Origin of the sequence: Arthrobacter sp. H-02-3 (assembly GCF_003097355.1) — a bacterium.
GTDB classification, from domain to species: domain Bacteria; phylum Actinomycetota; class Actinomycetes; order Actinomycetales; family Micrococcaceae; genus Arthrobacter; species Arthrobacter humicola.
The window spans coordinates 89,083-103,430 of record NZ_PYUI01000012.1 but is presented as its reverse complement, the minus strand read 5'-3'; the positions used below and the strand labels follow the sequence as shown (position 1 = coordinate 103,430).

The 14,348-nt window shown below is 68.2% G+C and carries 12 protein-coding genes; 6 read left to right on the top strand and 6 right to left on the bottom strand.

Annotated elements, in window-relative coordinates:
* Positions 1–4: 4 nt before the first annotated feature.
* Positions 5–445 (top strand): hypothetical protein, encoded by a 441-nt coding sequence (locus C9424_RS13135; RefSeq protein ID WP_116767256.1) that lies wholly within the window; start codon positions 5–7, stop codon positions 443–445.
* Positions 446–486: 41 nt separating this feature from the next.
* On the opposite strand, the gene C9424_RS13130 is transcribed toward C9424_RS13135, so the two are convergent.
* Complete coding sequence (locus tag C9424_RS13130) at positions 487–3,891, bottom strand: DEAD/DEAH box helicase (protein WP_116767255.1); 3,405 nt, start codon at positions 3,889–3,891, stop codon at positions 487–489.
* Positions 3,892–4,086: 195 nt separating this feature from the next.
* Between C9424_RS13130 and C9424_RS13125 the strand changes: the two genes are divergently transcribed.
* Entirely contained in the window at positions 4,087–4,998 is a 912-nt protein-coding gene (locus C9424_RS13125; protein ID WP_116767254.1) for a DMP19 family protein, read from the top strand.
* A gap of 88 nt (positions 4,999–5,086) precedes the next feature.
* Here C9424_RS13125 and C9424_RS13120 read toward each other — a convergent pair whose 3' ends face one another.
* Positions 5,087–5,608 (bottom strand): COG4315 family predicted lipoprotein, encoded by a 522-nt coding sequence (locus C9424_RS13120; protein WP_116767253.1) that lies wholly within the window; start codon positions 5,606–5,608, stop codon positions 5,087–5,089.
* A gap of 188 nt (positions 5,609–5,796) precedes the next feature.
* Between C9424_RS13120 and C9424_RS13115 the strand changes: the two genes are divergently transcribed.
* Entirely contained in the window at positions 5,797–6,306 is a 510-nt protein-coding gene (locus C9424_RS13115; protein WP_116767252.1) for a sigma-70 family RNA polymerase sigma factor, read from the top strand.
* Entirely contained in the window at positions 6,303–6,986 is a 684-nt protein-coding gene (locus tag C9424_RS13110; RefSeq protein ID WP_116767251.1) for an anti-sigma factor family protein, read from the top strand. The genes C9424_RS13115 and C9424_RS13110 overlap by 4 nt, the downstream gene beginning before the upstream one ends.
* A gap of 60 nt (positions 6,987–7,046) precedes the next feature.
* Here the strand turns inward: C9424_RS13110 and C9424_RS13105 are convergent, their stop codons facing one another.
* Both C9424_RS13105 and trmB read right to left on the bottom strand, forming a co-directional pair.
* Positions 7,047–7,853, bottom strand: a complete 807-nt coding sequence (locus tag C9424_RS13105) for a DUF1206 domain-containing protein (protein ID WP_116767250.1) — start codon at positions 7,851–7,853, stop codon at positions 7,047–7,049.
* Between the two features lie 136 nt (positions 7,854–7,989).
* Positions 7,990–8,946 carry a tRNA (guanosine(46)-N7)-methyltransferase TrmB gene (trmB, locus tag C9424_RS13100; protein ID WP_237563443.1) on the bottom strand — a complete coding sequence of 319 codons (957 nt, stop codon included), beginning with the start codon at positions 8,944–8,946 and terminating at the stop codon, positions 7,990–7,992.
* Between the two features lie 145 nt (positions 8,947–9,091).
* On the opposite strand from trmB, the gene C9424_RS13095 reads away from it, so the two are divergent.
* Positions 9,092–10,309, top strand: coding sequence for an MFS transporter (locus C9424_RS13095; RefSeq protein ID WP_442862036.1), 1,218 nt, complete (start codon positions 9,092–9,094; stop codon positions 10,307–10,309).
* Positions 10,310–10,417: 108 nt separating this feature from the next.
* Here C9424_RS13095 and C9424_RS13090 read toward each other — a convergent pair whose 3' ends face one another.
* Positions 10,418–11,707 (bottom strand): MFS transporter, encoded by a 1,290-nt coding sequence (locus tag C9424_RS13090; RefSeq protein ID WP_116767248.1) that lies wholly within the window; start codon positions 11,705–11,707, stop codon positions 10,418–10,420.
* A gap of 23 nt (positions 11,708–11,730) precedes the next feature.
* Positions 11,731–12,999: a M20 metallopeptidase family protein gene (locus tag C9424_RS13085; protein ID WP_116767247.1), complete on the bottom strand. Its 1,269-nt coding sequence runs from the start codon at positions 12,997–12,999 to the stop codon at positions 11,731–11,733.
* 194 nt (positions 13,000–13,193) lie between these two features.
* Here C9424_RS13085 and C9424_RS13080 point away from each other — a divergent pair, with 194 nt between their 5' ends.
* Entirely contained in the window at positions 13,194–14,225 is a 1,032-nt protein-coding gene (locus C9424_RS13080) for an Lrp/AsnC family transcriptional regulator (protein ID WP_202615862.1), read from the top strand.
* Positions 14,226–14,348 lie beyond the last annotated feature (123 nt).

Here is a 14,348-nt window from a genome sequence, read left to right as displayed (position 1 = left end):
CGCCGTGAGTGTCGCCCTCAGATGGGGCCGCCGGTCCGGCATCGTGCTCCATCCCCGGATCTGCGCCGCCGTGACGGCGGGGTCGTGCCTCGCGCACCTGTGGCTTGTCGCCGGGAACCAGCACGGGACCTGGCTAAACGTGCTCATGCTCGCCATGGTGGCGGTGTGCCTGCCGTGCGCCGTGCACATCTGGCGCCACGGACGGGTCAGCTCCCTGCGCCAGGTCATGGCCTCGGCACTGGTGATGACCGGGGTCCACGCGGTTCTGCTCCTCGGCGTCGGGTCCGGCGCCGAGGGCCACAGCCATCATGGTGCCGCGGCCGCTGCCTCCGGTGCGGCGCCGTCCGGTGCCGGTGCGCTGCTGGCGGTCATCGTGCTGGAAATGACGACGGCGCTGCTCGCCGCGACGCTCCTGGCCCGGCTCCGGACCCGGCCCCGCGGCTGAAGTTCGGGCCGGGGACCCGGCCGCGTTGCGGGCCAACCGTGTCAGTCGTTGAAGAGCCCCGCCAGGTCCTCGGCGGTCAGGGCGCCGCCGCTGAGCGCGTCGCCTTCCATGACGTCGGCGAAGAGCTGGGATTTCTTCGCCTTGAGGGCCATGACCTTCTCCTCGATGGTGTCCTTGGCGACCAGCCGGTAGACCATGACGTTCCGCGCCTGGCCGATCCGGTGGGTCCGGTCCACGGCCTGGGCCTCCGACGCCGGGTTCCACCACGGGTCCAGCAGGAACACGTAGTCGGCCTCGGTCAGGTTCAGGCCGAAGCCGCCGGCCTTGAGGCTGATGAGAAACACCGGTGCGGCGCCGTTCTTGAACTCGTTCACGACGTCGGAGCGGTTGCGCGTGCTGCCGTCGAGGTAGCAGAACTCGATGTTCTCCTCGACCAGGCGCTCCCGGACCTTGCCCAGGAAGCCGGTGAACTGGCTGAAGATCAGGGCCCGGTGGCCCTCGGCCACGAGGTCCGCGAGCTGCTCGAACAGGACATCAAGCTTGCTGGCCCGTACCCCGGAGAGCGAGGGGTCGATCAGCGACGGGTCCAGGCTGAGCTGCCGGAGCAGGGTCAGCGACTGGAAGATGGTGAAGCGGTTCTTGTTGACGTCGTCAATCAGGCCCAGGATCTTTTGGCGTTCCCGCTGTAGGTGCGTCTGGTAGACCTTCTGGTGCCGCGGATTCAGCACGACTTCCAGGATCTGCTCCTGCTTGGGCGGCAGGTCCCGGATGACCTGTTCCTTGGTCCGCCGCATCATGAGCGGCCGGACCCTGCGCCGGAGCTTGTCCAGCTGTGCCTTATCGCCGTTCTTTTCCACCGGTTTCTGGTAATACTCGGCGAACCGTTTGGGGCTGGAAAAGAGCCCGGGCGCCACGATCGAGGTCAGCGCCCAGAACTCCATCAGGTTGTTCTCCAGCGGGGTGCCGGTGATGGCGAGTTTGAAGGCGGCCGGCAACTTGCGGGCGCACTGGTAGGCCTTGGACTGGTGGTTCTTGACGAACTGGGCCTCATCCAGGACCAGGCCCGCCCAGGTCCGGGACGCATAGGCCTCGTAGTCGATCCTGAATAGGGCATACGAGGTGATGATGATGTCTGCGCCGGCCATCGCCTCGGCCGGGTCCGCACCGTTCTTGGCGAAAGTTTCGCCAATGGCACGCACCGTCAGTCCCGGCGCGAACCGCGCCGTCTCAGCCTCCCAGTTGCCCACCACGCTGGTGGGGGCGACGACGAGGAAGGGTGCGGTCCCGGCGTCGGACTGGGCTTCATCTCCTGTGGCCGCATCCTTCGCGGCGCAGATCAATGCCAGGGCCTGGACGGTCTTGCCCAGGCCCATGTCGTCAGCCAGCACGCCGCCCAGCCCGTGGCGGTACAGGAAGCTCAGCCAGTTGAAGCCTTCCAGCTGATACGGGCGGAGCTCGGCGTTCAGCGTCGCGGGTAGCGGCAGCCCCTTGATGTCGCCTTCCAGCAGGCCGCCAACGGATTCGCGCCAGGCAGCCGCCTGTTCGTCGACGATGCCGAGGTGCGCGAGCTCGTCCCACAGTCCGGCCTGGAAGCGGCTGATCTGCAGGGGCGCGTCTTTGTCGCCCGGGTTGTCCTGCAGCGAGCGGGCCTCATCGATCAATGCCCGCAGCTGGTGCAGCTCCGGCAGGTCCAGGGAGAAGTACGCCCCGCTGGGCAGCAGCATGCGGGTCTGCCCGGCCGCGAGGGCGGAAAACAGCGCCGCGAAGGACACCGGCTGGCCTTCCAGGGTGATGACAATGCCCAGATCGAACCAGTCGCGGCTGTCCGTAGCCTTCGTGGAGATCGCGACCACGGGCGCTTCCTCGGCTTCGCGGTAGTCCGCGATTTCGCCGGAGGTGTCCACCGCGACGCCGGGGAGGTCGCGGAGCCGGGGGAGCACGTCCTCGGTGAAGGCGAGCGTGTCCAGCCCGGACAGTTCCGCCGTGGCCGCCAGGCGCGGCGTGCCCCAGCCTCCGGTCGCGGATTCGCCCAGGGCCGGGACCACGTCCCAGGGTTGCCCGACGGCTTCCAGGATGCGGGCCTCGGCGGGGTCGTCCCGGTAGCCGTGGTCGCCCGGATGCCGCCACAACGGCTGCGCCGTGACGAGGTTCCCGGACTTGTAATGCCATTCCCAGTGCAGCCGGACCCGGTGGTCGGCACCGTAGTTGGCCAGCAGGGACAGGGTGGGGACGGCAAGCGCGGGCAGTTCCACGGACTCGTCCGAGGCCGTTACCCGGGCGGTCTGCTTGAGTTTGGGATAGAAACCGGTCAGGAAGCGGCTTTCGTCCCGGGCAGGGATGTGCAGGGTGGTCCCGCCCGTGACGAAGGTCAGCAGTTCTTCGCTGAGCCCGCTTTCCAGCGGGGCGAGCGTGATGATGGGGTCGGTCGGGGCGACGCCGGGCAGGGCGCCGCCGTCGGACGTCAGGAAGATTCCATGCGCCGGGCGGCCGATGGTCCCCACCGACGCCGGATCCACCACTTCGCCTTCCACCGTGATGGTCGGCGCGAGTTCCAGCCCGCCGTCGTCCCCGCCAGTGCCGAACCGCGCCAGGTTGAGCCCGACGGCGGCCGGCTCCTGAACGAACCGTACCGGCTCCGTCCCGCGGCTGTGCACCAGGGCGAGGCCGATCTTCTGGGCCTGGGACAGCAGGCTCCACAGGTTCTTGCCGGCGTAGGTGTTGAGCCCCAGCCACAGCCCGGTGCCGGCATGCTGGCGGTTCGCCACGGCGGTGTGCGAGGCGAGGAACTCCTGCATCCACTCCACATGCGCCTCGTTGCATTCACGCCGGTAGTTCAGGTAGCTCAGCGTGCTCCAGGAGACGTCGCCGCGGATCCACTTGCCCTTGGCCCCCATGATCACGGGCCGTGCCTTGAGCTGGCGGACGCTGCGGAGCGGATCGCGGCGGCCGGTGTAGGAAAAATGCGGGGCGGGTTCCTCGACGTCGAACTGGAGTGCCAGGGGCGTGCCGTTGGCGGACGGGGTGATGCCCGGGCTGGCGATCAGCGGACTGAGCGCCTGCTCCCAGTCGGCCAGCTCCGGCGGCGCGCTCTGGCGGGACAGCCTCGTGGACTCCGCCGGGGCCAGCAGCTGGATCCGGATGGCCGGGTTGTCTTCGGCCGAGAACAGCAGGGCCGCCACGTGCTTGCAATCCTTGCGTACCGGGCAGCTGCAGACGCCCACCGTGCAGCTCCAGCCGCCGGTCTTCCGCACGAGCTTGGCCGTCGTGGAGTAGGGAACGTCGGCGCCGCCCCGCACCTTGCCCAGGAGCAGCCCGGTGGCGGCATCGAAGGACATTCCGGAAACGCGGCTCCCCATGGCGTAAGCAAGTCCGGCCGCAAGGGAGCGGTCGTTGATCGCGGGAGTCTGAATTGCCAGTGCCGCACTCTCGTCCGGATGGGATGGCATGTGCGCGCTACTTTCGGCAGGAGGTCATCTGATCCATCTTAGCGAGCCTTTAAGGTCCCCGGAACTTCGCCGGCCGCCGGGGAACATCCCCCAAACTTCGCCTGACGTTCAACTGGGGCACGGCTCCCGGCAGGGACGACGGACCTACCGTGGAGGGGTCCGGAGTATCAGCAGTTCCAGCAGTAAGGATTTCGCATGACCAACGGTGAGCCCACCAGCCAGTCCGCCCACAGCTACCCGACCGTGCTGACAACGGAAAGCCTCAGAGGTGGCAACGAGGACGTCGTCGACGCAAACGTCAACGTGGTCAACGCCATGTTCGAGGAGTTGCTGGATGCGGACGAGATCTCCCCGACCGCGCTGCGCAGCTACTACGTGGACTTCTACCTGACGCAGGCGCAGGCTGGCGGCTTCGCGCAGTACGTGTTCACCGTGCCGGAACGCGAGGAAATCGATCCCTATGTCCGGGAAGGGCTGGCGGGCATGGGCGCAGCCGCGCATCTGGACCTCTTCAACCGAACGGTGGCGGCTTTCGGTGCCCTGACCGACACCGACGTCGACACCTACCTCGACGGCGGCAGCAGCTGGGTCGCCGGAGGCGACGCGGAGGCCGACGACCCGGAGGGTGACGTCTCCGACGCCGTGCGGCGCATCGAAGAACTGGACGGGGAATTCGAAACGGTCCTCGAAGCGGAGGACATCGTGGCACTGAACGCCGCGTGGCTGCGCGGCCAGCCGGACCTGCTGGTCCTTGACGACGATGACCTCGATGCCCACATCGCCGGCAGGGTGGCCCGCATCCCCGACCTCGCAGAGCGCCAGGCCGCCGCAGCGGCCGAAGCCCTCCTGGACGCGCCCGAGTTCGAACAGATTATCCGGGAGCTGTGCGACATCGCCGGGCACAGCCTGGAACGGATCACCATGGGCGATCCCAACTACGAGCACAACGGGGAGACCACCCTGGCCTGGCACTTCACCACCGAACAGGGCGAATTCCTCATGCTCGAAGACGACGACGAGGCCTTCATGCTGAACCCGCGGACCAACGAGATCCTCGCGGCCGTGGAGTTCGAAGAAACCGTGGAGTTCGACGAGGCCGACGCCTAATCGGCTTTCCCTACGGTCTCGGCGGCGGCACCGCTGAGCGCTGCCGCCGAGACCGCCGCTGCCGCTCGGCGCATTGCCCGGGTGCCTCTTAGTAGCCGCCCGCCGCGCTCTTGATCATCTCCCCGGACGGTGCCACGAGGTACCAGGCCCCGCCGACGCCCTGGCCCGTGATGTCTCCCGCGGCCTGGTCCTTGGAGTAGTAGTAGATCGGCATCCCGTTGATGGTCACCTGCAGCTTTCCGTCAGCCGTGGGAATGGTTCCGACCTTGCCGGTCACGCCGTCAACGGTGGGGGTCGCCGACGTCGATGTGACCGGGGGCCACGTCGTCGCGCACCCGGCGGTGCAGGTGCTGGTTCCGGAGTCCTTCGTGTCCTTAGTGAAGGAGTAGACGCTCAGTCCCTTGCTGCCCACCACGATCGCACCGGCCGTGGACTGGGCCACCGTGAGGTCCGCAGCGGACGTGGACGCCGGCGCCGAACTGGCCGCAGCGCTGCTGGAGGAGGGAGCCGGCGCTGCCGACGTTGACGTCGTTGTGCTCGCGCCGCCACATCCGGACAATAGCGCGGCAAGGGCGAACGCGGACAAGCCTAGGCTGAGGTGCTTCTTCATTGCTGCTCCTTGACTCGAGCCAGCCCGACTCGCCAGGCCGGCGCTACCCCCTAAGACGTATGTGGGGCGCCAAATGGTTCACGTAGGGGCAGCCCTGTTCACGCCGGTGCAGTCCTGGGGCACACTGAACTATCGGGAGCGCCCGTACGTCTTACAGGGGGCAGAGCACAACTCCCGGGAGGTGGGATATGCCGCTGGACGAGGACGTCGTGGCCGCCATCTACCGCGACCACGGTGCTGCCTTGAAGAGGTTCGTCCTTAGCGCTTCCCGGGATCCGCAGCTCGCCGACGACGTCGTCCAGGAGACAGTGCTGCGGGTCTGGCAGCAGGCGCCGCAGATCACAGGCAGCCTGCGCAGCTACCTGTTCCGGACGGCCCGGAACATCATGATCGACAACTACCGCAGGGCCCAGCGGCGCCCGCAGGAAACCGGCGAACGTGATGTCCCGGCCACCACCGACGGCACAGGCGCCGCCGGACGCATCGACGATCTACTCAACAAGGTCCTGATGGAGGAGGCGCTCCTGCGGCTCAGCGCGGAGCACCGCGACGTCCTGGTGGCGCTTCATTACCGCCGCTGCACGGTCCAGGAGGCAGCCGCCCAATTGAAGATCCCCAGCGGCACGGTGAAGTCCCGGGCGTTCTACGCCGTGCGGGCCCTGCGGACAATTCTCGACGAAATGGGGGTGCAGCGGTGAACGGCGGCGGACTGCACGAGCTCCTCGGCGCGTATCTGCTCGGCGGGCTGGAACCGGCCGAGGCCGCCGACTTCGAACAGCACCTGGCCGTCTGTGCGGACTGCCGGCAGGAACTGGACGAACTCGCCAGTCTCCCCGCGCTGCTCGACGCGGTCCCGGAGCCCGACGCCGTCAGACTCACCGCGGCGGCTACGGCCGCCCGGGACCGGGCTCTTGTTCGGCCGGAACCCATGCCGGTCCCGCGCAGGCTGCTCGACGAGCTCGCCCGCCGGCGCCGGACTGTGCGGCGCCGGTGGGTGGCGGCCGTGGGCGGCGCCGCCGCCGCATGCCTGGCGCTGGGGATCCTGGCCGGTCCGCTGCTGAACCAGCCGGCCAAACCTGACGCGAGCTACTCTGTGACGGCAAGCAGCGGGCTGGAGGTCACGGTGGGACTCGTCAAGAAAACCTGGGGCACCGAACTGGCGGTGGACGCCCGCAGCCTGCCCGTCGACGGGACCCTCTCGCTGTGGGTGAAGGACCGCGACGGCGGCGAAGACCGCGCCTGCGCATGGACGGCCACGCCCACCGGAAAGGTCCGGATCACCGGGGCGACGCCGGTGCAATTGGCCAAGATCACCAGCGTCGAGATGCGCAATGAGCAGCAGCAGACCGTGGCCGTCATCGCCGTGCCGCAGGACTAGCGGACACCGTTCCGGCATGAGCCCCGGCAGGTCACGCCCGGGCCACTTAAGTTCGCGGACCTACATCTTCGCGAGCTTGGCGCGCAGCGCCATGAAGATGCCGTAGCAGATCAGGCCGACCCCGACGGCGGCCAGCAGATACACACCGAACGGCTGTTCGCGCAGGGCCTTGAGGCTGCCGTCGAGCCCGGTTGACTCTTCCGGGTGGGCCTTCACGGTGGCGATGATGATGAGCAGGCCCACGAGCAGCAGAGCGAAGCCCTTGGCGGCGTAGCCCACGACGCCGACCACCGTCACCGCGGTGCGTGCCTGCTTCTGGGACGGCATGCGCAGGTACTTGATGAAGGACTTCCGAAAGCCGCGGATCGCGTAGACGATCCCCGTGACGGCCACCGCGGCGCCGATGACAATCAGGAGCGCGACGCCACCGGGAGCCTTCATCAGGTTGATGGTCAGATCGCTGGTTGACTGGCGGTGGTCGGCGTGTGCGCCGGTGGCGACCGAGGCCAGGGTGAGGGCAAACCCGGTGTACACCACGGCCTGCAGGCCGGCTTTGAGCTTCTTGCCGACCTTCTTCTTGGTGGGCAGGTGCTCGAAGTCGAAGATGGCGTCGCTGGCCTGCCAGATGGCCAGCGCCACGCAGGCGGCAAACGAGGTCCAGAGCAACAACGGCCCGGCCGGCTGCCCGGCGAGTTCTTCCACAGCGCCGCTCACGTCGGCCTGGCCCTGGCCGCCCATGGCGAGCCGGATTGCGACCAGCCCGATGAGGAAGTGCAGCAGTCCCGACACGGCGAACCCCGCCCGAGCCACTACTTCAAGCGGCTTGGAATTGGTGACTTCCTCGGCGACGTCCGCGGCGTCCTTCATTTCTTCTTTGATGATGGTTCCTTAGTACTAACTGGCAAGCCCCGTCCGGAGCCCCGGCAGCCCCGATAACCGAACTTCTCCCGTAATCGTGCCACGCGCAGGCGTTCAGCAACAGATTCCCGCGGGCCGGTCTTTGCTAACGGCGGCGGTAGCTGAGATCGAAGATCAGGCGCCCGGCTTCGTGGGCCTTGTTCTCGAAGCTGGTGAGGATCCGGCCCTCAAACCGAGGCGCCCAGCCGCCGGTCCCGTCGACGCCTTCGTTGGGCCCGGTGTGTTCGGTGCTGACCGGCGCCCGGCCCTCCTTGACGGGCGCTCCGCCCACCCGGGATTCGACGCCGGATTCCCATACCTGGGTCAGGGGGCTGTCCGCGCCGGCGCGCTCACCCTCGTGCAGGTTCTCGAACTCTGCGGAGCCCGCCATGACTTCGCGGACGTGGACGGCGTAGTTGGACCAGTCGGTCGCGATCCGGAAGATGCCGCCGGGCCTGATGGCGCGGGCCGCGAGGTCGGCGAAGGCCGGCTGGATGAGGCGCCGCTTGTGGTGCCGGGACTTGTGCCACGGGTCAGGGAAGAACACCCACAGTTCCGTGACCGAGCCGGCCGGCAGCATGGTGGCGAGCACCTCGGGGGCGTTCGCTTCCACCACCCGGACGTTGCTCAGCTTGCGGCTGTTGATTTTGATCAGGGTGTTGGCCAGGCCGGGGGTGTAGACCTCCACGGCCAGGAAGTCCTTGTCCGGGTTTTCCTCGGCGGCGTGGCAGACGGCGTCGCCCAGCCCGGAACCGATCTCCACAATCAGCGGAGCCTTGCGGCCGAATTCGGCTTCGGCGTCGAAGACGTAGTCCGGGTGCACGGAGGTGTTGGCGACGTGGCGCGGGACCTCCACCGCCCAGCGGTCCGCGTGTTCCTCCCAGGCGGCCTGGCGGCGTCCCTGCAGGCGTGTGCCGCGGCGGACGAAGCTGACCGGACGGCCCCCGTATCTGCCGAACGAGGCCTGGCTGCCCGGGGTCACGGGGCGGGGCAACTGTGTCTCGTCCGGGGCGCCGGGCCGCGAGGATTCCGGCGTGCCGGGGGATTCTGGGGATTCGCTCATCCTTTCCAGAATAGTTGAGTTTGCGGGCCGGACCGCCCGGCGAATCCGGCGGCCCCGCCAAAGAGGCTACGGGGCCGGGGGAACTGCAAGAATGGGTCGGGTGACCTCAGCTGGGAAAACTGACGAGCAGGATCTTTCGGAAAGCTTGGTTGTCCGGGACGATTCGGCCGGGCCGCCGCACGCGGCCAGCCGCCGCATGCTCGCGTACTTAGGCGTCTGCCTGGTCCTGATCGGGCTTAACCTCCGCACGGTGTTCTCGAGCTTCGCCGCGGTCCTGCCCGAGGTGACGGCCGACGCCGGGCTTCCGGCCTGGGCGGTTATGGTGCTCACCACCGTGCCGGTGACGCTGCTCGGCGTGTTCGCCCCGCTCGCCCCCGGACTGGCACGCCGGTTCGGTGCCGAGCGTGTGCTGCTCGGTGCCATGGCCGTGCTCACGGCAGGGCTGCTGCTGCGGCCCGTGGAGCTGCCCGGAGTGGGGCACCTGCCGGCCCTGCTGGCCGGAACCGCCGCGTGCGGTGCCGCGATTTCACTCTGCAACGTGCTGCTGCCCGGCGTCGTCAAACGTGACTTCCCGCACCGTCTGGGCCTCATGGGCGGGCTCTACACCACGGCGATCTGTGCCTCGGCCGCCCTCGGTGCAGGCTTCACGTTCCCGGTCTTCCGGGCGACCGGGCAGTGGACAGCGGCGCTCTGGTTCTGGGCGGTGCCGGCCGGCGTCGTGCTTCTCTTGTTCCTTCGCCCGGCGCTCCGGGCCCGTCCGGGCGGGCAGCCCCGCACGGGCGCCGGGGTCAACGTGTGGCGCTCCGCCGTGGCCTGGCAGGTGACGTTGTTCATGGTCCTGCAGGCCATGATGTCCTTCAGCGTCTTTGCCTGGCTGGCCCCGATCCTGCGCGAACGCGGCGTGGACGGCGGCACGGCCGGACTGATCGTCTCGGCCTCGATTGTGCTGCAGATGCTGGGCTCGCTGTTCGCGCCGGCGCTGGCCACCCGGTTCCGGGACCAGCGCGCCATCAACACGGTGGTGGCCCTCATGACCGGGGGAGGGTTCGCGCTGAGCATCTTCGGTCCCACCGAATTCCTCTGGCTGTGGACCGGCCTGCTCGGCCTGGGCCAGGGCAGCCTGACCGCCGCCGCACTGACCCTGATCATGGTCCGCACCCGCGACGGGCACACGGCCTCCCACCTCTCCGGCATGATGCAGGGCGTCGGCTACGGGCTTGGCTCCAGCGGCACCCTCATGGTCGGCCAGCTCCACCAGGCCACCGGATCCTTTGCCGCGGCGGGCGTGCTGTTCCTGCTGGTGGGCTCGCTGGCCGCCGTGTTCGGGTACCGGGCCGGGCGGCCCCGCTTCGTCGGCGGCTGACCCCCTCAACACGATGCGCTGGCAGTTATGGCTGTTCTGGGCCCGCCAGAAGAGCCATAACTGCCAGCGCATCGGGAGCCGACCCTGCTACGGAGGGTCAACCCTGTTTCAGAGGGTGAGGTCCTTGCCCTTCGTTTCCGGGATGGTGAAGACGAACACCGCGGAGATGGCGAGCAGAAGCACGGCGTACACGTTGAACAGCTGCGGCATCTGCACCGTGGTGCCGAGCCACTGCTGGAGGTAGGGTGCGGTGCCGCCGAAGACCGCCACGCAGATCGAGTACGGGACCCCGACGCCCACGGTGCGGATGCTCGTGGGGAACAGCTCGGCGTAGACGGCCGGCACGATCGCAGCGCTGGCGGCGATGAAGATCAGCATGACGGACATGCTGACGGCCAGCTGCCAGGCGGAGTCCTTGAGCAGGGCGGTCATCGGGAAGTGCATGATGCCTGCGCCGATCGCACCGGCCCACAGAACCTTCTTGCGTCCGATGCGGTCCGCCAGTTTGCCCCAGAAGGGCAGCGCCGCGATGAACACGATATTGCCGATCACGCCGGCCCACAGGGCCTCGCCGCGGTCGATCTTCAGCGCGGTGGTGGCGTAGCTGGGGGCGACAACACCCCAGATGTAGTAGATGACGGTCAGGCCGACCGTCAGGCCGATCACCTGAAGGGCCTGCTTGCGGTGGCGGACAATCTGCGGCCAGATCGGGGCGCGCTTCTCCGCCGAGGCTTCGCCCTCAAAGACGTCCGTTTCGTGCAGCCGGGACCGCATGATCAGCGCGTACAGGCCCATGGCCGCGCCGATCAGGAACGGGACGCGCCAGCCCCACGCGTTCATGACTTCAGTGCTCAGGGTCATGTTCAGCACGGCGCCCAGCAGGGTTCCGAACAGGATTCCCACCGTGCCGGAGGTGTAGATCAGGGTGGCCCAGTAGCCGCGGTGTTCCTTCGGCGCCATCTCGGACAGGTAGGTCTGCGACGACGGCAGCTCCCCTCCGTGCGCCAGTCCCTGGATCAGGCGCGCCACCAGGAGCGTCAACGAGGCCCAGGCCCCCACCGCGGCGAAGGTCGGCGCGATGCCGATCATCAGGCTGCCCACCGACGCCAGCCCCACGGCCAGGGTCATGGAGGCCTTGCGGCCGATCCGGTCGCCGATCCAGCCGAACAGGAAGCCGCCGAACGGGCGGGCAACGAAGCCGACGGCGAAAATCGCCAGCGTGGACAGCACCGCGGACGCAGGGTCCGACTTGCTGAAAAGCTGGCTGGCGATGAACGGCGTGAACGTGGCGTAGATGGCCCAGTCGTACCATTCAACGGCGTTGCCGATGCCGGTGCCGATGATCGTCTTGCGGGTGGATGTCCGGGTTGCCGGCGTCGTGGACGCGGTTGTAATCATGGTCTTCTCCCTCGGGGGTGGGGCTAGGAAAGGGTGGAGGCAGCGGCGACAGGGGCAGCCGCGGCGGGGGCGTGTGCTGCCGCAAGCGCGGCCAGCCTCGATATGGCGAGCTCCGCGTAGAGTGCGGCGCCGTCAGCCAGCACGCCGTCGTCGAACGTGGCGTATGGGGAGTGATTGAACGCGGACGCGGTGGGGTCGGCGTCCCGGGGGACGGCGCTGAGGCCGATGAACGTCCCGGGGACCTCGGCGAGCACCCTGGAGAAGTCTTCGGAGCCGCTCAGTGGGGTGGCCCAGCGGGCGAGCCGGGAATCGCCGAACAAGCCCTCAATGACGTTCTCCGCGGTGTGCGTTTCGTCCTCGTCCGTGATGGTGAGCGGGTACTCCTGCTGATAGTCGACGTCGACGTCGAGGCCGTGCGCCGCTGCGATGCCCTTCAGCAGGCGCGGCACGGCATCCATCATCTTCTGTCGGGATTCCTCGGAGAAGGTCCTGATGGTGGCCTCGATGCGTGCGGTTTCCGGGATGATGTTGCGCTTGGTGCCGGCCTGGAGAACCCCGACCGAGAGGACGACGGGATCGAACATGTTGAACTGTCGGGTGACCATGACCTGGAGGGCGGTGACCATCTCCGCCGCCGCCGTCACGGGGTCCTTGGCCGAATGCGGGGCCGAGCCGTGGCCGCCGGCGCCGAGTACCGTGACCACCAGCCCGTCGGACGAGCTGAGCATGACGCCGGGTTTGGTGCAGAACGTGCCGTGCGGTTCGAGGGCGGAAAAGACGTGCATGCCGTAGGCGGCGTCCACGCGCCGGCCGGCGGCATCCAGCACGCCTTCGCGGATCATGTGGCTGGCGCCGTCGAAGCCTTCCTCGCCGGGCTGGAACATCAGGACGACGTCGCCGGCCAGCCGGTGCCGGCGTTCGGCCAGGAGGGTGGCGGCTCCTGCCAGCATGGACGTGTGGAGGTCATGGCCGCAGGCGTGCATGGCGCCGTCGATCCTGGACGTGTAGTCCACGCCCGTCTTCTCCTGTACCGGCAGACCGTCCATGTCCGCGCGGAGGAGGACGGCGGGGCGGGAGCAGGCGCCCGTTCCGGGAGCCTGCCCGCGCAGCACCGCGGTGACCGACGTCGTGGCCTGGCCCAGCGTGATCTCGTAGCCGAGCCCGTCGAGCGCCTTCAGCACTTTTTCCTGGGTCCGCGGGAGCTCCAGGCCGATCTCGGGCTCCCGGTGCAGTTCATGGCGGAACCGGGCCAGGTCCGCCTGCATTTCCCGGGCGTCTGCGGTGATCGGCACGTTTTCTCCTTGCTTGTCGTTTGTCGGAATCGCGTGATTGACGAATTGGTTTTGTCGCTGCGGCTTGGTTCGGGTCCGGTGAGGACTGCCTGCGTCTATTCTCAAGTGACATGGTTCACATGCTGCTAAAGGCCTGAAAAAATGCAAAAACCGGCTGGAGTCGCAGTTTTCGTGCACGAATGAGGGGAAGAATAATGGAACTCAGCGAGGATGACCTCGCCCTGATCAACGTCCTGCAGATCGCTCCGCGCCTGAGCTGGGCGGATGCCGCGGAGGTGCTGGGTGCCCACGCCACCACCCTCGCCGCCCGCTGGGAACGGCTGCGGGCCTCAGGCGTCTCCTGGGTCACCGCCCACCTGATCGGCGACCCGCACCAGATGTGTCTGGCGTTCGTCGCCGTGGATTGCGAAATGAACCGGCGCGAGGACGTCACCGCCCGGCTCGCCGAGATGCCGGAAATCGTCACGGTAGAGGAGGCAGCCAGCAACCGGGACCTCATGCTGACCGTCATTACGCCCTCCCTGGATGACTTCAGCCTGAAGGTCATCGCGCGATTGAAGGAGATCGACGGCCTCGTCAAATACCAGACCGCACTGTGCACCAGGCTGCACGCCAGCGGCGGCTCCTGGCGGCTCAACGTGCTGAGCCGGGCACAGCAGGCCGCCGTGCGGACATCGGCCGGCGCCGAGACCGCCGGAGCCGCCCAGGCCGCCGCCCTCGGACCGTTGCCGGAAAGCCACTTGGCGCTCCTGCCGTTCCTGGCCAGGGACGGACGCGCCACGGCGGCCGACATTGCCCGCGGTCTGGGCCGGCACCCTGCGACCGTCCAGCGGCAGCTCAACCGGGTGCTCGCCAGCGGCATCCTGTCATTCCGGTGCGAGGTGGCTCAGAAGTTCTCGGCTTTCCCCGTGACCTGCCAGTGGTTCGTCAACGTCCCCGCCGGCCGGCATGAGGCAGCCGCGGCCGAGCTGAAGACCATGCGGAACGTGAGGCTCAGCGCCTCCACCACAGGTCCGACGAACTTCGTGATCATCATGTGGCTGCAGTCCCTGGCCGACGTCATGACGATCGAGCTCGCGTTGCAGCAGAAGGTGCCCGGGATCGAGCTCGTGGAAAGCGTCGTCATGCTGAGCACCGTGAAACGCGTGGGGTGGATGCTGAATCCTGACTCGCGGGCGAGCGGCGCCGTGGTGGTCCCGGCCCAGGGACTCGATGCGGCCGGCTGACCCGGCCGGCTGACCCGGCCGGCTGACCCGGCCGGCTGCCGGGGCCGGGGCACGCAGCTGATGTGCGCGGCGTGCCGCTCTTGTAGGCTGTGGCACGTGCCCCGAACCGACCCACACGATAGT

What these genes read in the sequence shown, in the direction of transcription:
- C9424_RS13130 (WP_116767255.1), bottom strand. Translation starts at nt 3,891, where the DNA reads ATGCCATCCCATCCGGACGAGAGTGCGGCACTGGCAATTCAGACTCCC.
- C9424_RS13125 (WP_116767254.1), top strand. Translation starts at nt 4,087, where the DNA reads ATGACCAACGGTGAGCCCACCAGCCAGTCCGCCCACAGCTACCCGACC.
- C9424_RS13120 (WP_116767253.1), bottom strand. Translation starts at nt 5,608, where the DNA reads ATGAAGAAGCACCTCAGCCTAGGCTTGTCCGCGTTCGCCCTTGCCGCG.
- C9424_RS13115 (WP_116767252.1), top strand. Translation starts at nt 5,797, where the DNA reads ATGCCGCTGGACGAGGACGTCGTGGCCGCCATCTACCGCGACCACGGT.
- C9424_RS13105 (WP_116767250.1), bottom strand. Translation starts at nt 7,853, where the DNA reads ATGAAGGACGCCGCGGACGTCGCCGAGGAAGTCACCAATTCCAAGCCG.
- trmB (WP_237563443.1), bottom strand. Translation starts at nt 8,946, where the DNA reads ATGAGCGAATCCCCAGAATCCCCCGGCACGCCGGAATCCTCGCGGCCC.
- C9424_RS13090 (WP_116767248.1), bottom strand. Translation starts at nt 11,707, where the DNA reads ATGATTACAACCGCGTCCACGACGCCGGCAACCCGGACATCCACCCGC.
- C9424_RS13080 (WP_202615862.1), top strand. Translation starts at nt 13,194, where the DNA reads ATGGAACTCAGCGAGGATGACCTCGCCCTGATCAACGTCCTGCAGATC.